General features: G+C 42.9%; 18 protein-coding genes and 1 pseudogene. All 19 read left to right on the top strand.

Features of this window, described 5'->3' with window-relative positions:
* Positions 1-380 precede the first annotated feature (380 nt).
* Complete coding sequence (truB, locus tag AC4HAL_RS06855; protein WP_491093557.1) at positions 381-1,262, top strand: tRNA pseudouridine(55) synthase TruB; 882 nt, start codon at positions 381-383, stop codon at positions 1,260-1,262.
* Positions 1,263-1,268: 6 nt separating this feature from the next.
* Entirely contained in the window at positions 1,269-2,198 is a 930-nt protein-coding gene (locus AC4HAL_RS06850; protein WP_491093556.1) for a bifunctional riboflavin kinase/FAD synthetase, read from the top strand.
* Positions 2,199-2,313: 115 nt separating this feature from the next.
* The gene (locus AC4HAL_RS06845; RefSeq protein ID WP_447452110.1) at positions 2,314-2,727 is read left to right on the top strand and encodes a Spx/MgsR family RNA polymerase-binding regulatory protein; all 414 of its coding nucleotides are present in this window, start codon (positions 2,314-2,316) and stop codon (positions 2,725-2,727) included.
* Positions 2,720-2,998 (top strand): UPF0223 family protein, encoded by a 279-nt coding sequence (locus AC4HAL_RS06840; RefSeq protein WP_491093555.1) that lies wholly within the window; start codon positions 2,720-2,722, stop codon positions 2,996-2,998. Before AC4HAL_RS06845 ends, AC4HAL_RS06840 begins: the two co-directional genes overlap by 8 nt.
* Positions 2,988-3,746, top strand: a complete 759-nt coding sequence (locus AC4HAL_RS06835; protein WP_491093554.1) for an inositol monophosphatase family protein — start codon at positions 2,988-2,990, stop codon at positions 3,744-3,746. The genes AC4HAL_RS06840 and AC4HAL_RS06835 overlap by 11 nt, the downstream gene beginning before the upstream one ends.
* 686 nt (positions 3,747-4,432) lie before the next feature.
* Entirely contained in the window at positions 4,433-8,014 is a 3,582-nt protein-coding gene (locus AC4HAL_RS06830; RefSeq protein ID WP_491093565.1) for an InlB B-repeat-containing protein, read from the top strand.
* A complete protein-coding gene (locus tag AC4HAL_RS06825; protein ID WP_491093553.1) occupies positions 8,011-8,688 on the top strand; it encodes an Ig domain-containing protein in 678 nt (225 codons plus the stop codon). The genes AC4HAL_RS06830 and AC4HAL_RS06825 overlap by 4 nt, the downstream gene beginning before the upstream one ends.
* A gap of 230 nt (positions 8,689-8,918) precedes the next feature.
* Positions 8,919-12,551 (top strand): annotated as a pseudogene (locus AC4HAL_RS06820) (glycoside hydrolase family 70 protein); the annotation flags it as partial.
* A 63-nt stretch (positions 12,552-12,614) separates the two neighbouring features.
* Positions 12,615-13,067 carry a hypothetical protein gene (locus AC4HAL_RS06815; protein WP_491093564.1) on the top strand — a complete coding sequence of 151 codons (453 nt, stop codon included), beginning with the start codon at positions 12,615-12,617 and terminating at the stop codon, positions 13,065-13,067.
* Between the two features lie 101 nt (positions 13,068-13,168).
* Positions 13,169-14,491 carry an RsmF rRNA methyltransferase first C-terminal domain-containing protein gene (locus AC4HAL_RS06810; protein ID WP_491093552.1) on the top strand — a complete coding sequence of 441 codons (1,323 nt, stop codon included), beginning with the start codon at positions 13,169-13,171 and terminating at the stop codon, positions 14,489-14,491.
* A gap of 131 nt (positions 14,492-14,622) precedes the next feature.
* Positions 14,623-15,495 carry a phosphate ABC transporter substrate-binding protein PstS family protein gene (locus AC4HAL_RS06805; RefSeq protein ID WP_491093551.1) on the top strand — a complete coding sequence of 291 codons (873 nt, stop codon included), beginning with the start codon at positions 14,623-14,625 and terminating at the stop codon, positions 15,493-15,495.
* Between the two features lie 11 nt (positions 15,496-15,506).
* A complete protein-coding gene (gene pstC / locus AC4HAL_RS06800) occupies positions 15,507-16,442 on the top strand; it encodes a phosphate ABC transporter permease subunit PstC (protein WP_447452238.1) in 936 nt (311 codons plus the stop codon).
* On the top strand, positions 16,432-17,319 hold the full coding sequence (pstA, locus tag AC4HAL_RS06795) for a phosphate ABC transporter permease PstA (RefSeq protein WP_447452239.1): 888 nt from the start codon (positions 16,432-16,434) through the stop codon (positions 17,317-17,319). Before pstC ends, pstA begins: the two co-directional genes overlap by 11 nt.
* 10 nt (positions 17,320-17,329) lie before the next feature.
* Complete coding sequence (gene pstB / locus AC4HAL_RS06790; protein ID WP_398601067.1) at positions 17,330-18,133, top strand: phosphate ABC transporter ATP-binding protein PstB; 804 nt, start codon at positions 17,330-17,332, stop codon at positions 18,131-18,133.
* An 11-nt stretch (positions 18,134-18,144) separates the two neighbouring features.
* Positions 18,145-18,903, top strand: coding sequence for a phosphate ABC transporter ATP-binding protein PstB (pstB, locus tag AC4HAL_RS06785; protein WP_491093550.1), 759 nt, complete (start codon positions 18,145-18,147; stop codon positions 18,901-18,903).
* Positions 18,904-18,946: 43 nt separating this feature from the next.
* Positions 18,947-19,600, top strand: a complete 654-nt coding sequence (gene phoU / locus AC4HAL_RS06780) for a phosphate signaling complex protein PhoU (RefSeq protein ID WP_447452241.1) — start codon at positions 18,947-18,949, stop codon at positions 19,598-19,600.
* Positions 19,601-19,719: 119 nt separating this feature from the next.
* The gene (locus AC4HAL_RS06775; RefSeq protein ID WP_491093549.1) at positions 19,720-22,263 is read left to right on the top strand and encodes a M1 family metallopeptidase; all 2,544 of its coding nucleotides are present in this window, start codon (positions 19,720-19,722) and stop codon (positions 22,261-22,263) included.
* A 509-nt stretch (positions 22,264-22,772) separates the two neighbouring features.
* Positions 22,773-23,447 (top strand): response regulator transcription factor, encoded by a 675-nt coding sequence (locus AC4HAL_RS06770; protein WP_491093563.1) that lies wholly within the window; start codon positions 22,773-22,775, stop codon positions 23,445-23,447.
* Positions 23,437-24,798, top strand: coding sequence for a sensor histidine kinase (locus AC4HAL_RS06765; RefSeq protein ID WP_491093548.1), 1,362 nt, complete (start codon positions 23,437-23,439; stop codon positions 24,796-24,798). Before AC4HAL_RS06770 ends, AC4HAL_RS06765 begins: the two co-directional genes overlap by 11 nt.
* Positions 24,799-24,838: the final 40 nt, after the last annotated feature.

Raw genomic sequence — 24,838 nt, 5'->3', positions numbered from 1 at the left:
CTTATTTATCATAGTCTTATTTGCGAATCAAAATAATTGAATGCGCTAGCGACTCTGGTGAGATTGGAGATAAGATGAACAATGTTCATCACATTCGTTTAGGCTTCTCTGCTTTGGCCTTGTAGCAAAAGAAAGACCAGCCAACAATAATTCATTGGTGCCGAAGTGCCTAATGAACGGTGTAGGGGGAAGGCTAAGTTGGCGTCGCCAACAAATCTTGCCTCCAACCACTGCTGCGCCGAGAGCTTATTCCAAAACAGGGATACTGGGCGAGTTTTTACCCAGCCTCAACAGATTGTGATTTTAAATTTTTTACTGAATAGTACCACATATTGGTTATTGGTGGTTAAGGTCAGATAATCTATGATATAATGGGAGGTATGATTTCGGGAATTATCAATTTGAAAAAGGAAGCTGGTATGACCAGCCACGATGCAGTTTTCAAACTACGAAAAATTTTAGGGGAAAAGAAAATTGGTCACGGTGGGACCTTAGATCCAGATGTGACCGGTGTTTTACCTATTGCTGTCGGCAAGGCAACTCGGGTGATTGAGTATATGACAGAGGCTGGTAAGGTCTACGAAGGCGAAATAACTCTTGGTTACTCAACGACGACAGAGGATGCAAGCGGCGAGCTTATCAGTCGGACGCCAGTACCGCAGTATTTAACAGCAGAAGAGGTCGACCGGGCGATGACAGCTTTTGTCGGTCAGATTGAACAAATTCCTCCTATGTACTCAGCGATTAAGATCGCGGGGCGGAAACTTTATGAATATGCTCGAGCTGGTGAGACCGTTGAGCGTCCCAAGCGTCAGGTCACTATCAGGGAGTTCATCCGGACATCACCTTTATTTTTTGAAGATGAACTCTGCCGTTTCAGTTTTCGCGTGACCTGCAGTAAGGGGACCTACGTTCGTACCTTGGCGGTTGATTTAGGAGGTCATCTGGGGTACGCTAGTCATATGTCTGGACTTCAGCGCACGGCCTCAGCAGGTCTACGGTTAGACACTGCCTTGAGCCTAGCTGAGATAGCTAATAAGGTAGTGGCGAAGGATGATTCTTTTTTGCTTCCCATAGAATACGGGGTTACGGATTTACCGAGAGTAGATGTATCAGAGGATGCTAAAAAAGCTATCGCTGTCGGTCGTTTTATTCCCTTGGAGAGGCAGGAAGAAATCTTGGCTGCCTTTCATGAAGAACATCTTATTGCTATTTTAGAAAAAAGAAGGGCTTCTTATAAGCCGCGAAAGGTTTTAATTTAATATATTATGGATATTATTTCTATTAGAGGGCCGGAGGATATTGAGCTAAATACTGATACAGTTTTAGTCTTGGGATATTTTGACGCTCTGCATAGTGGCCATAAAGTTCTCTTTGACAAAGCTCGGGAAATTGCTCAGCAGGAGCAGCTGAAGGTGGCTGTGCTGACCTTCTACGAATCTCCCAAGTTAACTTTTGCGCATTTTGAGCCGGATCTGCTTAATCATTTAACCTATCCGGAAAAGCGCTATAATTTGTTTGCGGATTATGGAGTGGATTATCTTTATTTAACGAGTTTTACAGCGGCTTTTTCTAAGGTCAGTTCGGATGATTTTATCAATACTTACATCAAGCGACTGCAAGCCCAGGTTATCGTAGTTGGTTTTGACTATAAATTTGGTCATAACCGGACCGATGCAGACTACTTGTCTCGAAATTTTAGAGGTCGGGTGGTTACTGTTCCGGAAGTGAAATCAAAAGGAGAAAAAATTTCTTCGACGCGTATCCGCCAACTGGTGGCACAAGGAAACGTAGCTCAGGCAAACCATCTCCTCGGTTATGAATTTTCTACTCGAGGGCTTGTTGTTCACGGGGATGCACGTGGCCGTACTATAGGTTTTCCAACGGCTAATTTAGCCCCGATTGACCGTACATTTCTTCCGGCGGATGGGGTTTATGTTACGGATGTTCTTATGACAGATAAGCGTTATCGGGCTATGACTAGTATTGGAAAAAATGTTACTTTTGGAGGAAGCGAATTACGACTAGAGGCCCATATATTTGATTTTGATGGCGACATTTATGGTGAGCAGCTAGAGATCATCTGGTTGGATAAAATTCGTGAGATGATCAAGTTCAACAATATCGATGAGCTTGTTGATCAGCTTCATCAGGATCAAATAGCTGCCAAAAAATGGGAAGCTTCTCACCCAGTTTAAATCGGATTGGGGAAGGAAATTTTGGACAGCAAGTGAGGCTCGTTCAAAATTATCTAGTAATTTAGAATGATTTTTTGTATAATGTCAGGGTGAAAGGGTTTGAGGTTTTGCTTTTATGATTACGCTATTTTTATCACCTAGCTGCACCAGTTGCCGTAAAGCCCGTGCTTGGCTGAGCAATCATGAGGTGGCCTTTCAGGAGCATAATATTATTACCAGTCCCTTATCTCCTGAGGAATTGAGGGCTATTTTAGCCTTGACTGAAAATGGGACTGAAGATATTATTTCGACCCGATCAAAAGTTTTTCAAAAATTAGATTTGGATGTTGACGAGCTGTCTATTTCAGAATTGATTGATTTAATTGCTGAAAATCCGAGCCTGCTTCGCCGCCCGATTATTTTGGACAAGAAAAGGATGCAAATCGGTTTTAATGAAGATGAAATTCGCGCCTTTTTGCCCCGTGATTATCGGCAGCAGGAGCTTCGTCAAGCAACACTTAGAGCAGAATTAGAGGGAAGCCATGAATAAAAATTATTCTTATCCGCTCGATTCTTCTTGGAGCACTGACGAGATTACATCAGTGCTCTCTTTTTTGAATCGTATTGAGGAAGTTTACGAAACAAGAGCTGATGCCCAAACACTGCTAGGTACTTACAAAGCATTTAAGGCAGTGGTTCCGAGCAAGATGCAGGAAAAGCAGATTGATCGTGCCTTTGAAAAGAGCAGCGGCTACTCTATCTATAGAGCAGTGCAGGCTGCTAAAGCTCAAGAGAAAGGATGGATTTCTCTTGGAAGCTAAATTTCAGTTTGCACAAGATTTAATCCGTCAGGCCGGTGCCTATGTTCGCGGGCGAATGGCGGAAGATTTACAGATTGAAGAAAAAGAACGCTTTGATGATTTAGTCACCAATATTGATAAGGATACCCAAGACTTTATGGTCGAGCGTATTCTGGCTGCCTACCCGCAGGACAATATCTTGGGTGAGGAAAATAATCTTTATCATGATCTTAAGGACGGCCGCGTTTGGGTTTTGGATCCCATTGACGGAACGGTTAATTTCATTGCGCAGGGGCGTGATTTTGCCGTGATGATTGCCTATTATGAAGAAGGACTGGGTAAATTTGGACTTATTTATGATGTCATGGCTGAGAAGCTTTACAGCGGGGGTGATCAATTTCCTGTTACCTGTAATGATCGTCAGCTAGTTCCTTATCGCCCTTATCCCTTGAGTCGCCAGTTAATTGGTGCTAATGGCAGTATGTATGCCAGAAATTATCATGGCCTAGCTGACTTGGCTCAGGAACTTCTGGGTGTAAGGGTGCTTGGCAGTGCAGGTATTAGCATGAGTAGGGTTCTAGAAGGGCAATTGATGGGCTATTTTTCAGTTATTTCACCGTGGGACTACGCGGCTGCTAGTATCATGGGGCAAAAGCTTGGCTATGAGCTGCTGAGTATGTCAAAAGAACCGATAGATTACCGGAACCGTCAGGCTGTTATGCTAATTCCTAAGCAAGAGGTTGAGCGTATTAAATCTATCATAAGGTGATTCTCTTACTGAAACACACCTAGCTCTCCTCATAGTTTATGCTGAACTCAAGAGGCTGGGCAAAACATCCATGATGGCTCCGCCCTCACCCACAGGATAATGAAAACGGGCACAAAGCCCTCACTAGGTGTATAATCTTAGTGAGGGCTTTGTGGTTGACGAGTTAATGATTCTAGTAATCGAGGGCAAAACTCTTGATGCGGTGGTTGGCTGGTTTTCCTTTTGCCGCAAGGCCAAAGCGGAAAACCTAAACAAATGTGATGAACGCTGTTCATCTTATTTCCAACCTTAAAAGATCCCCCAGATCTTTGGGAGCTTATGCGGGGGTGGGTTAAAAAGGTCTGGAAGACCTTTTTAATCGGGATAAAACTTGCAAAGCAAGTATCAAAAACGGTCTGGGGAGAGACCGTTTCAGGTCACCGCCTAGAAATTAGAGAGTGGTGAGAACCAAAATTTTCAATTTTTGGTTCTTTCCTACTCCCTTTTTATTTATGTAAAAAAACGAACTAAAAATGAAACATAAGCTGTTATCGTAGTAATTATTCAGTATAAATTATATAATATTACATATAAATTAAAAAGGAGAGAGATCAGTGAAGCACACTATCAGAGAAAAACAGCGGTTTTCGATCAGAAAACGCAAACATATTGGAGCCGGTTCGATCCTTTTGGGATTGACCTTATTTATGGTGTCTTTGGGAGCGTCTGCTAAATCAGAGGATCTTGTAACTCAAAATAGTAACGCAGGTGCAGTTCAGCTAGCAGATGAGTCCCCTAATGTGGCTGATAGTGGCGATGCTTCGGCAGCTTCTAATGAAGAAAATCAGGATTCGGTCAATGAGGCTCAAGAAGCAGCAAGGACAGTAACGATTACTTATACGGTTGTTTACGCTGATACCTCTGGGCAGGAAGTTTATCGAACAACTAAGACAAAGACCGTAACCGTTCTAGATCAAACTCCGGCTAGCACTTCCGTAACGGAAAATGGCGAAGAAATTTCTTCAGCTGCTGCCTTGGCTAACTATCAGCTGCTTGGGGGAGCCGTAACGCAAACCATTACGGAATCTGCTGATAATACGATTACCTTGCAAGTCACGGCTAAAGAAACTGGCGAAGATTCAAAAAAGGCTGGAGAGGACAGGGAAGTTTCTGAGCCCTCCTCAGCAGTTTCGACTAGTTGGGAAAATACGGATCAGCAAAGGGATAGGGCACCTCAAGTAGCTGTTGTCAATCAGAATACTATCAACTCAGCAACTGAGATTGACTCGTCTGCCAGCCCTAGATTTGACCTTAAACCGGAGGAAAGCCAGCCCTTGGTTCGTGCTTTTCGCGCATCGGTAGCCAGCAGCACTGCGTTGAATATAGCGGCAACAGCACCCGAGAGCCCAAGTGATTCTGAGCTTCCACCGGAACCTGACGAGGCTGCAGATATTTCTGGTTTAGGCATTACAGAAGTCAAATTTTATAATGAAAATGAGCTGGTATCTACCCAATATGTTAAGACGGGCGATTATCTTTTAGAACCAAATCTTCCAATATCGGGAGATAAGGCCTTCAAAGGGTGGTTGTATAATGGCCAAATTTTAGACTTCAGCCAGCCCGTTGATTTTCCAGCGGGAGAAGAAGTTGCTATTCATGCGAATTACTCGGATACAGTCCGCGTAACGTTTAAAAATGACGAGGGTGTCATCGTATCAGTGAAGGAAATTCCGACAGGGACAACAACTGATGCTGATGATGTGGCTATCTTGTCTCCGAAAGATTCCTTTATTTTTTCTCACTGGTCAACTTCGCCTAATGGCAGTGATTCTTTTGATTTTAATCGAGCGATTACACGGGACACTACCCTTTATGCTGTTATTAAAAATCAAAAGACCATTGCATTTGATTCCAACGGTGGAACCAGCATTGCCAGCATTTATATTGATTCTGGATCTGTAGCAGATAATCTACCAAATGGTCTGCCCCAGCCCACTCGTCAAGGTTATACTTTTGCAGGTTGGATTAACAGCCGGACGGGTGCTGCTGTTGATACGGCTGCTGAGATTACAAATGATCAATTTTATAAGGCGCAGTGGACGGCTAATACCGATACTCCCTATAAGGTTGTCTACTGGATAGAAAATCCAACTGGAACGCGTGAATCTAGCGGTATTAATTATGCGGTTGGAGCGATTGACGAATTAAGAGGACGGACGGGGGATCTCATCATCCACCGTACCCCAACTTTCCTTACCAGCAATAATCTCTATGACCTGTCTTCTTACCAACCGGAAGTTGGTCAAAAAAGCATTACAGGTGACGGTGAAGCCGTTCTTAATGTCTATTATGAACGGCACAAATTCCGTTTGGATGTTGTGATGAGGACTTATTGGGGAAATAATACATCAACCTACTATGTTAAGTGGGGAGAGCCGCTGACTCCTTATCTGGATAATAAGGGTGTGTCATCATGGCGTATAAGCCCATCTAATAACCTATTGGCCCGACTCAACTTCCCTATGCCAACCCAGGATACGACTGTTACTCAGGATACTATCGTATTATCTGCCCGGCCAACACTTTACTATATTGATGTTGATACTGGTGAAACGATCAATCAGGTAACTATTAATTCATCTGTTGGCAATACACTTAATATTACGGCACCGGTAGAAGGGTATAGTTTTGTTCGTATTGAGGGACAAAGACCTGGTGCGACTAGTATTAGAATTGACGGCAGTGATATTAGGGCCTACTATCGTAAAAAGAAATTCAATGTCACCTTTGTGACCAATAATGATGCTATCAGAGACTTTGTGTCAAATGTCGACTACAAATCAAAAGTAGAACCCCTTGTCCCAACTTCAATGGAGCAGTATGTGACCAAGAAAAAGGACGAATTCGGGGTCAGCTACGTCTTTACCGGCTGGTATGACAATGCGACTACAAGTGGTGAGCCCGTTGATTTTTCTGATGCACGGGTGCCATCTGGCGGCTTGGTCTACTACGCTGGCTGGGCTAAAGAGTATGTAGATGTAACGGTTCATAAAGATACGGTCCTAGATAACAGTGCGACAGATAAATATGTTTTATTGGTCAGCTCGGGTAATTCTGTTCTCAATCCGGATAATAAATATGCTGTTTTAGATAGTGGGGGTAATGTTGAGAAGGATGAGACTGGTACTCCGCTAGTTGATAGTAGCAAGGTATTTGATGGTGATCTAGAGGTTAATGACAAGATTAACTTTGATGGCAGTCTACTTGCGCCAACATGGTATAAATTAGTTAATGGTCGCCTAGAAAAGGCAAACTTAGCGGATGAAATTACTGAACCAGGAACGATCCTAGTACCTGTCTGGGAGTATCCAGCCAAGACAATCGTCTATAATGCTAACGGCGGTAGTGATGCGCCAGCTACAGATGACTTGCAATTTTTGGAAAATACAACGATTGTTGATCAAGGAAACATGAAAGCTCCAAGTGAGGAGCAAGTATTTACTGGTTGGAATACCTCACCTGATGGAAGTGGCAAGCGTTATACGCCTAGGGAAGTAATTGCATTTAATCAATTTTCTGGAAATACTTTGACTTTATATGCTCAATGGCGTCAGAATCCAGATTATAATTTTTCTACGATCACTTACAATCCAAATGGTGGTAATGGTCCAGTTGTTGAGAAACGTTACAAGGCCAACAGTCCGGTCTACATTAGAAATCAAGGCTACTGGCGTCCCGATCATAATTTGATTGGCTGGTCTACAAAAGAAGGTGCCGTTGAAGGAGACGAAAACTATGGCACCGGCGCCAAAATTCCAGCATCAAATGTGACGCTTTATGCGGTTTGGACTGAAAAGCTAACCGCACAAGCAGTAACACCAAACATCTTGGTAGATAAGACTGATGCAGGGGGAAAGTCGGTTGTAACTACTAATAAACCAAATGCCACCATTGTACCAAGCACTGATGCTTATGGCCTTTCAATAGATGAAAATGGCCATTTAGTCGGTAGAGCAGATGTCACGGATTGGAACGGCAGACAAGATGAAGAGAGGAATATCAGTCTATCCGTTTCTGTAACATTAAAAGTAACACGACCAAATGGTAATTCTACTAATGAAGTTGTTACTGTTCAGGTGCCGATCCAAGTGCAACGGGATACGGATGGCGACGGGGAACCGGATGTGACGGACGTGGACGATGATGGCGACGGCCTTTCGGATGACCAGGATCAGAATCCGAAGCGTCGGGATACGACGGGGNGGATGGCGACGGGGAACCGGATGTGACGGACGTGGACGATGATGGCGACGGCCTTTCGGATGACCAGGATCAGAATCCGAAGCGTCGGGATACGACGGGGCCACTCATCAGTGCGTCGGATCAGACGGTCTTGGAGAAGACGCCATTTGAGATCGAGGTCAGCGTTAGCGATAATGACGATCCGAGCGCGAGGGTCACGGCAGTGACGGGCTTGCCAGCCGGTGTTAGCTACGATTCAGCAAGCGGTAAGATCAGCGGCTCGGCCGACCAAGAAATCTGGACGAGCGATGAGGACGAAAGTCATGCTTATCCTGTGACGATCGAGGCGATCGATGGCGCCGGCAATGCGACGACGAAGGAGATCACGATCCAAGTGCAACGGGATACGGATGGCGACGGGGAACCGGATGTGACGGACGTGGACGATGATGGCGACGGCCTTTCGGATGACCAGGATCAGAATCCGAAGCGTCGGGATACGACGGGGCCACTCATCAGTGCGTCGGATCAGACGGTCTTTCCAAATCGTACCCGAGTTCATAAAGATGGTGCTAAAGTTTCTTCATCAAAATCAAAGGAGGCTTTACCTAAAACGGGTGATTCTATTAGTTACTTGCCATACCTAGGCGTAGCCTTCCTTTTAATTCCCTTTACTTTCTTCGGACTTGAAATAAAGAAAAGAAATAATGGCAGAGACTAGAACATTATTAAGTTTTTAATATTTAAATCTGGAAAACGAGTCAGCTACAAAAGTGGCTGACTCGCTTTTTCTTATCCGCAAAAGATTAAAAGTAAAAATTTTTTTGTAAAAAATTTAATACTATCTAGTAAAAATTCATATAATTTGGTAAAATCATTAGAAGGTTGAAATAGTTTTTAATAACTTACTGTTTTAACCATCGAATATTTTTTTACAAAGGAGTTTTTTTCATGGAGAGAGAAACAAAATTGCATTACAAGATGCGAAAAGTTAAGAAGCGATGGGTGACTGTGGCCATTGCTACAGCAGCCATTTCAATGACAATGTTGGGAGTAAGCACTGTAAATGCGGACTCGGCAGTAGCTAATGAGGCATTGTCAGCGGATCAGGCTCTTGTGACTAGTCAAACAGAAGTTGTGAAACCCCAAACTGTAGCAGAGCAGCAAGTAGTTCAGGATGCTCCGGCAGCTCAAACTGCTCTTACTCAGCCTGAAGTTGGGGAAAGTGCTGATCTTTCAGTAAACAAGGGTGCTGATCAAGCCAATGTCACAAACCAAGTCAGTCAAGCTCCTGTTGAAGAGAGACAGGTACAAACCACTCAAACGGCTGTAGCTCAACCAAGGGCTGCTAGACAAGTTAACCGTTTGGTGCAGGCCCCAGCAACGGTCAAGACAGATGTTAACCAGTTGGTTGCTGAAACGCCTGAGCTAACGACTCCTCAGCTTGACAATTTAAGCTTATCTAAGTTAGTACAAACACCGTCAGCAAATGATTTTGCCGTCAATAATCAAGCTTACAGCAATCAGGCTAGCAGTTTTGAAACAGTTGATAATTATCTGACAGCTGACTCTTGGTATCGTCCTAAGGCTATCTTGAAAGATGGCCAAACGTGGGTGGCCAGTGGTGAAAATGATTTTCGCCCTATCCTGATGTCATGGTGGCCAGATACAGCGACCAAGGCTGCCTATGTTAATTTCTGGGCTAAGGAAGGCCTAATTTCTGGCAGCTACACACAAAGTTCCCGTAACCTTGATAGTGCTGCCCAAACTATTCAGGCTGCTATTGAAAAGAGAATTTCTTCCGAAGGTAATACGACTTGGTTGCGCAATAAGATGAGTCAGTTTGTTCAATCGCAGTCTCAGTGGAATATCAATTCGGAAAATCCAACAGCTTACCCTAATCAGGACCACTTCCAAGGGGGAGCCTTACTCTTTAGCAATAACGATGCAACGGCCCATGCTAACTCAGATTGGCGTTTGCTCAACCGCAATCCTACTCAGCAAAATGGTCGCGTCAATTACCATAAATCTTCTTATGGTGGTTATGAGTTACTTTTAGCGAACGATGTTGATAATTCTAACCCAATCGTTCAAGCTGAACAACTCAACCATTTCCATTACCTCATGAACTGGGGCGAAATTGTTATGGGTGATAAAGAAGCTAACTTTGATGGCGTTCGGGTTGATGCAGTGGATAATGTCGATGCTGATCTCCTGCAGATTCAGCGCGATTACTACAAGGCAAAATACGGCATTGACCAAAATGAAAAGAATGCCATTGATCACTTGTCAATCTTAGAAGCTTGGTCTGGTAATGATAATGATTATGTCAGGGATCAGGATAATTTCTCCTTGTCTATTGATAATGACCAACGCAGTGCCATGTTGAGAGCTTTTGGCTATGCAACAGCCTACCGCAGCGATTTAAGCACTTTGGCGACAGCTGGCTTGAAAAATCGTAGTCAAACCAACAGCGGTGACCCTATTCCTAATTATGTTTTTATTCGTGCCCATGACTCCGAAGTTCAGACACGGATTGCCAGCATCATCCGGGAGCGTTTAGGAAAAGCGAATACCGATGGTCTAACCAATATCACCTTGGATGACTTGGAAAAGGCCTTCGCTATCTATAATAAAGATATGTACGCAACGGATAAGCAGTACTATATCAACAACCTTCCAATGGCCTATGCTTGGATGCTGCAAAATAAAGATACAGTGACCCGTGTTTACTACGGTGATATGTACACAGATGACGGCCAATACATGGCTACAAAGACTCCGTTCTACAATGCCATTGAAACCATGCTCAAGGCACGTATCAAGTACGTTGCTGGCGGTCAAACTGCTGGTTACAATCAGGATTGGAATGGTGGAGTCTTGACCTCAGTCCGTTATGGTAAGGGAGCCAACAGTGCTACTGACCGCGGAACTAGTGAGACACGTACATCTGGTATGGCTCTTTTGATTAATAACATGCCTAACTTCCAAGCTTACCGTGGTGTGACTCTCAATATGGGAGCTGCCCACACTAATCAAGCTTATCGTCCCCTCTTGCTTTCAACGTCAACAGGTATTGCGACTTATTTGAATGACAGTGATGTTAAGAGTAGTCAGTACAAGTACACAGACAGTCAGGGACGACTGACCTTCAATGCCTCAGAGCTCCATGGTGTAGCTAATGCACAAGTTTCAGGGATGATTCAGGTTTGGGTACCAGTCGGTGCTGCTGACAATCAGGATGTTCGTATTGCTCCTAGCACTAGCCGTAACAAATCATCTGATATCTATACTCAGAGCGATGCCTTGGATTCCCAAGTGATCTATGAAGGCTTCTCCAATTTCCAAGCTTTTGCTAAGACACCTGAACAGTATACCAATGCGGTGATTGCTAAGAATGCAGACCTCTTTAAATCATGGGGCATTACCCAATTTGAAATGGCACCGCAGTATGTGTCATCAGAAGACGGTACCTTCCTGGATTCCGTTGTTTTAAATGGTTATGCTTTTAGCGATCGCTACGACTTGGCCATGAGTAAGAACAACAAGTATGGCTCCAAAGAAGATTTAGCTAATGCTATTAAGAGTTTGCACCAAGCTGGTATCAAGGTTCTTTCTGACTGGGTACCGGATCAGATGTATAATTTGCCAGGCAAAGAAGTCGTAACTGCAACCCGGGTTGACCAATACGGTAGACCTAAGGCTGGTGCGACGATCAACAAGACACCTTATGTAGTTAATACCAAGACTTATGGTGATTACCAAGAGCAGTATGGCGGTAAATTCTTAGATGAACTGCAAAAGCTCTACCCAAGTCTCTTTACGACCAAGCAAATTTCAACAGGAAAACCAATCGATGGTTCGGTTAAGATTACTAATTGGTCGGCTAAGTACTTCAATGGTTCTAATATCTTAGGGCGTGGGGCTAAATATGTGCTCGGCGACAGCAAGGGTTACTTCAATCTGACAGATAACAAGCTCTATTTACCAACGGCTCTGCTTAGCAAATCAACAAATCCGTCACAACCATCTCAGCCGTCACAACCGTCAAGGCCATCCGAGCCTTCAAAGCCATCTGTTTCAGGTATTTCTCATGATGGTAAGGGCTATGTTTACTATAAGAATGGTGTGCAGGCTAAATCTAGCTTTATCACTGAAAATAATAACCTGTATTACTTTGATCAAAAGGGATACATGGTTACAGGTATGCAAAAGATTAACGGTGCAACTTATTACTTCGGAAAAGATGGTAAGGCTCTGAAAGATGGCATCTATACGGATAATGCTGGTAAAAGCTATTACTTCAACAGTCAAGGAAAACGCCTTGAAAATGGCTACTATCCATTTGGCGATAAATGGCGTCATTTTGAAAATGGTGTCATGGCTGTAGGCCTAACTCAAGTCAAAGGTAAATCTAAGACTTACACCCAATACTATGATGCTCAAGGTTTCCAAGTCAAAGGGGAGTTGGTAACTGATAAAGATGGTAAGGTGAGATATTTCGATAAGCAGTATGGTAATATGGCTATTAATCAGTTTATCACCAATGCGCAAGGGAAAAAATCTTACTTTACTGGAGATGGTACGCGTTACGAAAATGGCTACTATCAATTTGGTAATAAATGGCGTCATTTTACCAACGGCATTATGGATGTTGGCTTGACTCAAGTCAAAGGTAAGTACAAGACTTACACCCAATTCTACGACTCTTACGGTTTCCAAGTTAAGGGCAGTTTTATTACTGACGATAACGGCAAGATAAGATATTTCGATAAAGAATATGGAAATATGGTTTCTAACGAGTTCGTCAAAAATTCAGATGGTGAAACTTTCTATCTTGATAAAAATGGTATTGCCGTAACTGGTTGGCAGGTTATCGATGGACAGCGACTTTACTTTAATACGAATGGTGTTTTAGTTCAAAGGTCAAAACAATCTCGTAATCAGAGATATGAGCGTCCTCGTTATCAAGATCGCCATTCCTTAAGCCGATACTTTTATCGCTATCCGCGTCACTCTGAAAGAAACCGTTACAGTTATGGTTTCAGAAATGATGGGTTCCATGGTATCCGTAATTTCTTCCGCTGGGATAGATTTTAATAGCTGGTATTAATAGATAAAAGTCGATTATATAAGCAGAAAAAATGCTTTAAAAGGCTAGATTGGTGCAAACCACTAGTCTTTTTTGATATAATATTTTTATGACATTACCTAAGGACTTTATTGGAAAATATCAAGCAATTTTAGGAGATGACAGTGATGATTTCTTAGCAAGTTTGCAGCACGAAGCTGTTCCGGCTTTTCGATTGAATCCCTTGAAAAAAGTGCAGCAGAGTTTTCCTGATGCGATTCCTCATACACCTTGGGGCTATTATGGGAAGATCTCGGGAAAATCTATTGCGCATGTTACTGGTTTGGTCTATTCGCAGGAACCCGCTGCCCAAATGGTAGGGCAGGTTGCTGCTCCGACCAAGGGGATGAAGGTCTTAGATTTGGCGGCTGCTCCTGGTGGTAAGACGACCCATCTGCTCAGCTATTTAGATAATACTGGTCTGCTTATCAGCAACGATATCTCTAAAAAACGCAGCAAGATTTTGGCAGAAAATGTTGAACGCTTTGGTGCGCGCAATGCCGTGGTTACAAATGAGCCCCCCCAGCGTTTAGCCAAGGTCTTTCAGGATTATTTTGACCTGATTGTCCTTGATGCGCCCTGCTCTGGTGAAGGAATGTTCCGTAAGGATACAGATGCTATCCAATATTGGCATCAGGATTATCCTGCCCAATGTGCTGGCTTGCAAAAAGAGATTTTAAGGGAGGCTATGACCATGTTAGCTCCTGGTGGCCGTCTCATTTATTCGACTTGTACTTGGGCCCCTGAAGAGAATGAAGACATCATTTCTTGGCTTTTAGAACAATATGCTGATTTAAGCCTGCTTCCGGTAGAAAAAATGAATGGGATGGTTGATGGCATTGATATGCCTGAAACCGCTCGAATGTATCCTCATCATTTTAAGGGTGAAGGGCAGTTCATCGCTCATCTGCAAGATAGGCGGCCTGCGCTCAAGAAGCCCCTAAAAGTCAAATCTCCTAGGAGCAATTTGACTCAGGAGCAGAAGCGCCTCTGGCAGGATTTTGCGGATCGGCTACTAAACATCGAGCTAACAGGTATACTGCAGACCTTCGGTGATGAGCTCTACTGTCTTCCTAAAGGCTTACCCGATTTGTCGGGCTTAAAGATAGCCCGCAATGGCCTCCATCTTGGAACCTTCAAAAAGAAGCGATTTGAGCCCTCCTTTGCGCTTGGTGTGGCTTTAACGAGTGACCAAGTGACCCAGACAGTATCGCTCGATGATCAACAATTCCGCACCTATGTTTCTGGTAATACTCTCACCTTAGATCCCCCTGTGACCAATGGCTGGTATCAGATTTTAGCAGGCGGTAATGGTCTGGGATTTGCGAAAGTTGTCGGAAGCACTTTGAAGAATTCTTATCCAAAAGGATTGAGATTTCAAGGGCAGATGTAACAGTTTTGTTACAATGAAAACTGGTATATCCAAAATAAAGGTAATGTGTTATCATTAAAAGTGGAGGTTTGATGCTTCCAATTATATATTACAATCGCTTGATTTTAGAACTAAATTGACAGGAATTGAAGATGAAAAAATGGAATAAAAAACGTTTACTTCTCCTTGCCATGATGGGGACAGCTCTCTTTTGTCTGTCCGCCTGCGCTAGCTGGATTGATCGAGGGGAGAATATCACTTCCGTCGGGTCAACCGCCCTGCAGCCTTTGGTAGAAGGAGCAGCTGATAGCTTCTCTGAAAAGAATCAAGGTAAGATTATCAACGTTCAAGGTGGTGGTTCTGGAACGGGGCTGTCCCAAGTTCAGTCCGGTGCTGTCCAGATCGGTAACAGCGATGTCTTTGCTGAGGAAAAAAGTGGTATTGATGCCAGCAAATTAGTTGACCACCAGGTTGCTGTCGCAGGGATTGCCGTTATCGCGAATAAAGAGGTAGGAATGAAAAATCTAACACCGGAGCAGCTGCAAAAAATCTTTACCGGTGAATATACCAATTGGAAACAATTAGGTGGCAAGGACTTAGAAATTACTATTATCAATCGCGCAGCAGGTTCAGGAACACGCTCAACCTTTGACAGTGTTATTATGAAGGATAAAGATAGTAAACAAAGTCAGGAGCAGGATTCAAACGGTATGGTGCGTTCTATCGTGTCACAAACACCGGGGGCTATCTCGTATTTGGCTTTTGCCTATGTTGATGATAGCGTAGCAACAGTTAACCTTAATGGCCATGCCCCGACTGCCAAAAATGTTACTACTAACGACTGGCCTCTCTGGTCTTATGAACACATGTATACTAGGGGAAAAGCTACAGGCCTAACCAAGGAATTTTTGAAGTATATTCTCAGCGATGAGGTTCAAAATGGAGTGGTTAAGGATATGGGCTACATTTCCATCAATGACATGAAAGTCATCAAGGATGCAGATGGTAATGTGACTGCAAAATAAGAGGAGTTTTCATGAAAAAACAGGATTTGGCGACGCAATTAACCTCGCCATCGAAAAATTCACGGCTGGAAAAATTTGGTAAGACTATCACCTTTCTTTGCTTAATGCTGATTGCCTTCATTGTGGCCATGATTTTAGTTTTTGTCGCTCAAAAAGGTTTGTCTACCTTCTTTGTTGATGGTGTCAATATCTTTGATTTCCTATTTGGAAAAAATTGGAAGCCGTCAGTTAAAGATGCTCACGGTCAGTATATGATGGGGGCTCTACCGATGATTACAGGATCCTTCATCGTTACTATTTTATCAGCCTTGATCGCGACACCGTTTGCAATTGGAGCTGCTATCTTTATGACAGAGATCTCTCCTAAACGGGGAGCACGCCTACTTCAGCCTGCTATTGAACTTTTGACAGGGATTCCATCAGTAGTCTATGGTTTTATTGGTTTGCAAGTAGTCGTACCGGCTGTGCGGACCCTTTTTGGCGGCACGGGGTTTGGGATTCTTTCGGGAGTTTTTGTACTCTTCGTCATGATTCTGCCCACTGTTACCTTTATGACAACAGATAGCCTGCGTTCAGTTCCCCGCCACTACCGCGAAGCTAGTCTGGCTATGGGGGCAACGCGCTGGCAAACGATTTGGCGTGTCATCCTGCATGCTGCTAAGCCAGGTATTTTCACAGCTGTTGTCTTTGGAATGGCGCGCGCTTTTGGTGAGGCGTTAGCTATCCAGATGGTTGTCGGAAATTCAGCCGTCATGCCAACTTCGTTGATTACTCCAGCGTCAACCTTAACGTCAGTTCTAACCATGGGGATCGGAAATACTGTTATGGGAACAGTTCAGAACAATGTTCTCTGGTCTTTGGCTTTGGTTCTGCTGATTATGAGTCTGGCCTTTAATATGCTGATGAGGTTCATTACTAGGGAGAAAAAGGTAAACTATGAACGCTAAACAATTTGATAAAATTATGACAGCAATTCTCTATACGATTGCTGGTATCATTGTTACCATACTGGCTGCTTTGATTCTCTACATTCTGCTCAGAGGACTGCCGCATGTCAGCTGGCATTTCCTGACAGGAAAGTCTTCTTCATATGAAGCTGGTGGTGGTATCGGTATTCAGCTTTATAATTCTCTCTTTTTGCTGGTTATTACGCTGATTATTTCTATTCCTCTTTCTACAGGTGCTGGAATTTATCTGGCTGAGTATGCTAAAAAGGGACGCTTGACAGATTTTATCAGAACCTGTATTGAGATTTTGTCATCACTACCATCGGTTGTTGTGGGGCTCTTTGGTTATCTGATTTTTGTTGTTCAGTTTCAATACGGTTTCTCCATTATCTCCGGTGCTCTGGCTCTAACTGTCTTTAACTTACCGCAGATGACGCGGACAGTCGAGGATAGTTTGCGAAATGTCCATCATACCCAACGTGAAGCAGGATTGGCATTGGGACTTTCTCGTTGGGAAACGGTGCTTCATGTGGTTATTCCCGAAGCAATTCCTAGTATCGTTACAGGTGTTGTACTAGCTTCTGGACGTATCTTTGGTGAAGCGGCAGCGCTTATCTATACAGCGGGGCAGTCAGCGCCTGCTCTAGACTGGGGCAACTGGAATCCTTTAAGTGTTACCAGTCCTATTTCCATTTTTAGGCAGTCGGAAACACTGGCTGTTCATATCTGGAAGGTCAACAGTGAAGGCACCATTCCTGATGCGACTATGGTGTCAGCTGGTAGTGCCGCAATCCTTCTAATTTTCATTTTAATCTTTAATTTATCTGCTCGCTATCTGGGCAAGAAATTACATGCTCGCTTGACATCAGCGAAATAAGGGAATATATATGGCAGAATATAATTGGAATGAGCGTCATATCATGACCTTTGAAGGCAAGGAATTGGCACTTGAGACCAAGGACTTGCATGTTTACTATGGCCAAAATGAGGCCATCAAGGGTATTGATATGCAGTTTGAAAAAAATAAAATTACGGCCTTTATTGGTCCATCCGGCTGCGGGAAATCAACTTTCTTGCGCAGTCTCAATCGTATGAATGATACTATTGATATTGCTAAGGTGACGGGTGAAATTTGGTATGAAGGGATTGACATCAATCGGCCCGAAATCAATGTTTATGCTATGCGTAAACATATCGGTATGGTTTTTCAGCGTCCTAATCCCTTTGCTAAATCCATCTATAAAAATATCACCTTTGCTCACGAACGTGCTGGTGTGAAAGATAAACAGACCCTAGATGAGATCGTTGAAACATCGCTTAAACAGGCAGCTCTTTGGGATCAAGTCAAAGACGATTTGCATAAATCTGCCTTCACCTTGTCTGGTGGACAGCAGCAGCGTCTTTGCATCGCTCGGGCTATTTCGGTTAAGCCGGATATTCTCTTAATGGATGAACCTGCTTCAGCTCTTGATCCCATTGCTACCATGCAGCTGGAAGAAACAATGGCTGAACTCAAGAAGGATTATTCGATTATTATCGTTACCCATAATATGCAACAGGCTGCCCGTGTCAGCGACTATACAGCCTTCTTTTACTTAGGTGATTTGATTGAGTATGACAAGACGGCTAAGATTTTCCAAAATGCGCAGTGTCAATCAACCAGCGACTATGTCTCTGGTCGCTTCGGATAGAAAGGAATCTTATGACAGAACCTATTTTACAGGTCAAGGACCTGTCAGTCTACTATAATCAGAAGAAAGCCCTGAATAATATTACTATGGATTTCTTGCCTAATGAGATCACCACCCTGATTGGACCCTCTGGTTCAGGTAAATCAACTCTGCTGCGGGCCATCAATCGTATGGGGGATCTCAATCCCGAGGTGACCTTGACGGGAGCTATTACATATAATGGCCACAATATTTACGGACCAAGAACTGATACGGTGGAACTGCGTAAGGAAATCGGCATGGTCTTTCAGCAGCCCAACCCTTTTCCTATGACTATTTACGAAAATGTTACCTATGGTCTTCGTATCAAAGGAGTCAAGGATAAGGCCGTTCTAGACGAGGCAGTAGAGACATCCTTGATCGGAGCTTCTATCTGGGATGAGGTTAAAGATCGTCTTCACGATTCAGCCTTGGGTCTGTCTGGCGGACAGCAGCAGAGAGTTTGTATCGCCCGTGTATTGGCAACTAGTCCCAAAATTATTTTAATGGACGAGCCGACATCGGCTCTTGATCCAATTTCTTCAGGGAAGATTGAAGAAACGCTCTATGGTCTAAAAGACCAGTACACTATGCTTATTGTGACCCGCTCCATGCAGCAGGCGTCGCGGATTTCTGATAGAACAGGTTTCTTCTTGGCCGGTGATTTAGTTGAATTCAATTCAACCAAGGAAATGTTCCTCAATCCTGCCCATGAAGAGACTGAAGATTATATCAGTGGTAAATTTGGCTAGGCTGACTAGGCAATCATTATCGAATAGATAGGAAAGCGATTTTATGTTACGTACACAATTTGAAGAAGAATTAGATAAATTGCACAATCAGTTTTATGCAATGGGGACTGAGGTCAGTTCCCAAATCAGTAAGACCGTTCGCGCCTTCATCAGTCACGATCGTGAATTGGCGAAAGAGGTCATTGAGTCTGACGATGTTGTCAATAATTATGAAACCAAGCTGGAAAAAAAATCCTTGGAAATCATCGCCCTGCAGCAGCCAGTCTCAACAGATTTGCGTTCAGTGATTACCGTGCTCAAGGCCTCCAGTGATGTTGAACGCATGGGGGATCATGCTTCAGCTATTGCCAAGGCTACTATCCGCATGAAGGGTGAGGAGCGTATCCAAGAAGTTGAAGAGGCCATCAATAGGATGGGGCGTGCGGTTCGTGATATGGTAGAAGAAGCGTTGAATGTATATATCAAAGCTGATGAAGCAGCAGCCTATGAAGTAGCTGCACATGATGAGCATATTGACGACCTTTTCGTTGAAACACAGAACCTAACCGTTGAAGCGATCCGCCAGAATCCAGATGCTGCTTTTGCGGCCAAGGAGTATTTCCAAGTTTTGATGTATCTGGAACGGATTGGGGACTATGCTCGTAACCTCTGTGAATGGGTTGTCTACCTCAAAACAGGAAAAATTGTCGAACTTTAGTAATGGATATGTTATAATTGGGGCTGGGACGCGAGTTCTGGCCCTTAACCTTGGTCTGTTCTTGCATAGTGTGGCAGTGACAAAATGTAATAGAATCTTTAAAAGAATGAAGGAGTTTTATGAATTCTGTAGAGCACTTTATTGAAAAATTTGTACCCGAAAATTACAATATTTTCTTAGACATTAACCGCGAAGAAAAGACTTTTTCAGGTAATGTAGCTATCAGTGGTGAAGCACTTGATTATCAGGTATCTTTTCATCAAAAGGGTTTGAGTGTGAGCTCAGTCCTTTTGGACAATCAGGCTGTTGAATTTACCTTAGATGACGAGCATGAGGCTGTTCATCTCAATTTATCTGAGACAGGCAGTATGACTCTGGTGTTAGAATTCTCCGGCCAAATTACAGACAATATGACTGGTATCTATCCATCCTATTATACGGTTGATGGGGTTAAAAAAGAGATTATTGCGACCCAGTTTGAAAGCCATTTCGCCCGTGAAGCTTTTCCATCTATTGATGAACCTGAGGCTAAGGCCAGCTTTGATTTGGCTATCAAATTTGACCAAGCGGACGGTGAAATCGTACTGTCTAACATGCCAGAAACAAATGTTGAATTGCGTCAGGAAACGGGTGTTTGGACCTTTGATACAACACCGCGCATGTCTTCCTACCTCTTGGCTTTTGCCCTAGGAGACTTGCAGAGTAAGAAAGCAAGCACCAAAAATGGCACAGAGGTGGGGATTTTTGCAACTAAAGCTCACCAGCCTTCTTCGTTAGATTTTGCTCTAGATATTGCTGTACGTGTTATTGATTTTTATGAGGACTACTACGGTGTGGCTTACCCTCTTTCTCATTCTTACCATATTGCTCTGCCTGATTTTTCAGCAGGTGCTATGGAAAATTGGGGCTTGATAACCTACCGTGAAGTTTACCTAGTGGTTGATGACAATTCAACCGTCAGCAGTCGCCAACAGGTCGCTTTAGTCGTAGCGCATGAGCTAGCTCATCAATGGTTTGGTAATCTGGTCACCATGAAATGGTGGGATGATCTCTGGTTGAATGAATCCTTTGCCAATATGATGGAATACGTTTCGGTTGATGCTATCGAGCCAGATTGGAATATCTTTGAAGATTTCCAAACAACTGGCGTACCCTTGGCTCTCAAACGTGACGCTACCGATGGTGTCCAGTCTGTCCACGTTGATGTCAACCATCCTGATGAGATCAACACTCTTTTTGATCCGGCTATTGTTTACGCCAAGGGAAGTCGCCTCATGCATATGCTGCGCCGCTGGTTGGGAGATGCAGCATTTGCATCTGGTTTGAAAGCTTACTTTGAAAAGCATCAGTACGGCAATACTGTTGGGCGTGATCTTTGGAATGCTTTGTCAGCTGCCTCTGATAAAGATGTTGCTAGTTTTATGACTGCCTGGTTGGAGCAGCCTGGATATCCTCTCGTGACTGTTAAAGTTGTTGATGACACTTTGATTGTGAGTCAAAAACAATTCTTTATTGGGGAGCATGAAAAGCAGCAGCGCCTCTGGCAAATCCCCTTAAATAGCAACTGGTCAGGCTTGCCAGAAACACTTTCCCAAGAAAGTATTGAAATTCCTAACTATTCCAGTTTAGCTTCTCAAAATCAGGGTGCTCTGCGTTTGAATACCGGCAATACTGCCCACTATATCACTCACTATCAAGATGAATTGTGGGACGCTATCTTGGACGAGTTCGCAGCTTTAGATAAGACTTCTAAACTGCAGGTCCTCCAAGAGCGCAGACTTCTGGCTGAGAGCGGAGAGATTTCTTATGCAGATTTAGTTCCTCTTTTGAACAAACTGCCTGAAGAAACCTCTTATATGGTGTCCGCAGCCGGTGAGCAAATTGTGTCCGGGCTGGACCATTTTATTGACGAAGGAACACCAGCAGAACATTCCTTCAAACAGCTAATTGAGGAAGTTGCAGGACAAAATTTTGTTCGTCTTGGTTATGATAAAAAGCCAGGCGAAGCAGATGAAGATGAAATGGTCCGCCAATCGGCTATCCGTCTGATGCTTAAGGCAGATAATAACAGTGCTGTAGCGCAGGCTCATGCTATATTCCAAGAATATAAAGAGAGATTAGAGGACTTGCCGGCTTCCATTCGTGCTTCTGTCTTGACTAATGAAATGAAACATGCTGAGACTCCAGCCTTGGTTGAGCAGTACTTGGCAGCTTACGTTGCTAGCAATGATGGTAACTTTAAACGTCAAATAGCTAATGCGCTCTCTTATACTAAGGATTCAGCGACTCTGACACATATCTTGACTCAGTGGAAGGATAAGGATGTCGTGAAGCCGCAAGATCTATCCATTTGGTATGCTTATTTCCTCATGCGCCCTTTCACTCAAATGATTGTCTGGAATTGGGCTAAGGACAATTGGGATTGGATAAAGGCCACATTAGGTGGAGATATGAGTTTTGATAAGTTTGTTATTTACCCTTCAAATAATTTTAAAACTCCAGAAGCTCTGACAGAATATAAGGCCTTCTTTGAACCGCAATTAAATGACAAGGCGATTGCACGCAATATCACAATGGGAATTAAAGAAATTTCAGCTCGTCTTGATCTGATTCAAAAGGATAAGGCAGCTGTTGAGACTGCAATTCAAGCAGCAGTTGGTTAAATTGAGTAAGGCTAACCTTAGCTGGCATGTCCTCTAAGGAAGTCTTACTCTTTTTGATTTTATGCTCTTTGAATATACTATGCTGTCAAATCTTTTTACCCTATTGCCAATTCCGCACAACTAATTGTGTTCAAAAGATCTCCTGATTTTTTGAAACTATCATTTGCATAATCGAAGATAAGAATTGCTAAACAGGTATATGAAAGTTTCTATAAAAAAGCTAAAAATATGAAGGCTGGGTGAGGTTAGCTACGACAAGCGCGGGGATTTATGGTAAGATATAGGGGTAAGTCTTGGCAGTGTAACTTTTCCTCCTACGCAGCCCTTCAATAATTCTAGGATTTATTAAAAGGGCGCTTGCTAGTAGTTACATACTAAGGCGTTTAATGTAAAATAGAAGGAGGCCTTCTCGTTTTTTTCTGTGTCGTAAGACTAGAAAATGTTATGTAGGCAAGAGAGACCTCCTTGGGTATGTACGTATAAAGGGGACGCATATGAAACAAACCAATTTGATTAAAATTTTGCTGATTGAAGATGATTTAAGTTTATCAAATTCAGTTTATGATTTTCTAGATGATTTTGCAGAGGTGACTCAGGTTTTTGATGGGGCAGAAGGGCTGTTTGAAGCTGAAACAGGTGTCTATGACTTGATTCTTTTAGATCTGATGTTGCCGGAAAAAGATGGTTTTATAGTCCTTAAGGAATTGCGTGAAAAGGGCATTAAGACACCTGTCTTAATTACGACGGCTAAGGAGGCTTTGGACGACAAAGGGCATGGTTTTGAACTAGGAGCGGATGATTATCTGACGAAACCATTTTATCTTGAAGAGCTGAAGATGCGTATTCAGGCTCTGCTCAAGCGTTCAGGAAAATTAAACGATAGCAGTATTACTTACGGTGATTTGACTTGCGACATCTCAACCAATAGCGTTGTTGTCAACGGTAAGGAAGTCGATCTATTGGGTAAGGAATTTGATCTGCTTGTTTATTTCTTGCAGAATCAGAATGTTATCTTGCCCAAAGCACAGATTTTTGACCGTATTTGGGGTTTTGACAGTGATACAACAGTCTCAGTAGTAGAGGTCTATGTTTCTAAGGTTAGAAAGAAATTAAAAGGTACAGACTTTGAAAAACACTTGCATACACTACGCAGTGTGGGGTATATCTTAAAGGATGCTATCTAGGCTAAAGAAACAGCTATTTTCGGAAGGTTTCTCAACTTTTTTTCGATTTTTTTCAGTTTTTACGACCATTTTCTTAATTATGACTGTCATGATTTTGCAGATTATGCGAGTCGGAATTTATTCTTCAGTCGACGATAATATCGATAAGGCTGCCGATAATGTCGAATCTTATATTTATATGAATATGTATAAGGCGAACTTTTACTCAGCTTTTGAAGGCAGCAATGCTTCCAATTTATCAGTTTTCACAGATGGTGATGATTTTCTCGGTGACGGTAATAGCAATATCAGAGGAAGTAAAAGATCGCATGTAGAATTGAGTGCTAATGTTGAGATTATTCTCTATGACAGCAAGGGCAAGATCCTTAATAGTTCTGAGATCTTTTCAGGTCTCAATCGGCTGACTATGGATAAGAATCATCTCAATCAGGTAGAGGAAATTAGTGTTGATGGAACCTTTCGTGAGACGGAACACTATCGTTATAAAACCATAGCAGCGTCTGATAAGCGTTTTCCTAAGGTAGCCTACGTGACTATCGCCATCAGTGTTAATCAGTTGGATGGCTTGAGTTCACGTTATCGTTTTATCATTATTTCGGTGATGATTTTCTTCTGGCTAATTTCTATTTTTGCCAGCTTATATCTGGCTTATTGGTCGCGTAAACCGATTTTAGCCAACTATGAGAAGCAAAAGAATTTTGTTGAAGATGCTAGCCATGAACTGCGGACACCTTTGACTGTTCTACAGAATCGCTTGGAATCCCTCTTTAGAAAGCCAGATGAGACTATCTTAGATAATTATGAGACTATTGCTTCTAGTTTGGAGGAAGTTCGAAACATGCGGATGTTGACAATTAACCTTTTAAACTTGGCAAGGCGGGATGAAAAGCTTAAAGCAACCCTTGAAGAAATTACTCCTAGTTTTTTTGAGGCTATCTTTGAGAGTTATGCCATGATTGCTGATGAAAACGATAAGGACTTTACCTTTTCTAACCAGCTAGATGCTTCTATTAAGTCTGATAAAACCTTAATTAAGCAGTTGATCACCATCTTTTTTGATAATGCTGTTAAATATACAGGCGACGACGGTGCTATCGATATTCAAGTGATGCTCAAGGATAAAAAGCTAGTGATTACAGTAGCAGACAATGGTCCCGGTATCAGTGATGAAGATAAAATTAAGATTTTCGATCGTTTCTATCGCATTGATAAGGCTAGGACTCGTCAAATAGGTGGCTTTGGTTTAGGCCTGTCACTTGCAAAACAAATTACAGATGCCTTAAACGGAAGTATTACGGTTAATGATAACGACCCGACAGGAACTGTTTTTGAGATTAAATTAATGGTGTAGGATGAACTTTGTATAAAGTCTCATTCATTGTTAATTATAG

Source organism: Streptococcus sp. ELY_125 (assembly GCF_058314535.1).
The sequence above is the reverse complement of the archived record's forward strand: the minus strand, read 5'-3'. Positions and strand labels throughout refer to the sequence as shown.

Bases quoted from the DNA above. Each gene is read 5' to 3' on its own strand.
- pstB (WP_398601067.1), top strand. From the start codon at position 17,330: ATGGCAGAATATAATTGGAATGAGCGTCATATCATGACCTTTGAAGGC.
- AC4HAL_RS06840 (WP_491093555.1), top strand. From the start codon at position 2,720: ATGAATAAAAATTATTCTTATCCGCTCGATTCTTCTTGGAGCACTGAC.
- AC4HAL_RS06805 (WP_491093551.1), top strand. From the start codon at position 14,623: ATGAAAAAATGGAATAAAAAACGTTTACTTCTCCTTGCCATGATGGGG.
- AC4HAL_RS06850 (WP_491093556.1), top strand. From the start codon at position 1,269: ATGGATATTATTTCTATTAGAGGGCCGGAGGATATTGAGCTAAATACT.
- phoU (WP_447452241.1), top strand. From the start codon at position 18,947: ATGTTACGTACACAATTTGAAGAAGAATTAGATAAATTGCACAATCAG.
- AC4HAL_RS06815 (WP_491093564.1), top strand. From the start codon at position 12,615: ATGGATGTTGGCTTGACTCAAGTCAAAGGTAAGTACAAGACTTACACC.
- pstC (WP_447452238.1), top strand. From the start codon at position 15,507: ATGAAAAAACAGGATTTGGCGACGCAATTAACCTCGCCATCGAAAAAT.
- truB (WP_491093557.1), top strand. From the start codon at position 381: ATGATTTCGGGAATTATCAATTTGAAAAAGGAAGCTGGTATGACCAGC.
- AC4HAL_RS06810 (WP_491093552.1), top strand. From the start codon at position 13,169: ATGACATTACCTAAGGACTTTATTGGAAAATATCAAGCAATTTTAGGA.
- pstB (WP_491093550.1), top strand. From the start codon at position 18,145: ATGACAGAACCTATTTTACAGGTCAAGGACCTGTCAGTCTACTATAAT.
- AC4HAL_RS06775 (WP_491093549.1), top strand. From the start codon at position 19,720: ATGAATTCTGTAGAGCACTTTATTGAAAAATTTGTACCCGAAAATTAC.
- AC4HAL_RS06765 (WP_491093548.1), top strand. From the start codon at position 23,437: ATGCTATCTAGGCTAAAGAAACAGCTATTTTCGGAAGGTTTCTCAACT.
- pstA (WP_447452239.1), top strand. From the start codon at position 16,432: ATGAACGCTAAACAATTTGATAAAATTATGACAGCAATTCTCTATACG.
- AC4HAL_RS06845 (WP_447452110.1), top strand. From the start codon at position 2,314: ATGATTACGCTATTTTTATCACCTAGCTGCACCAGTTGCCGTAAAGCC.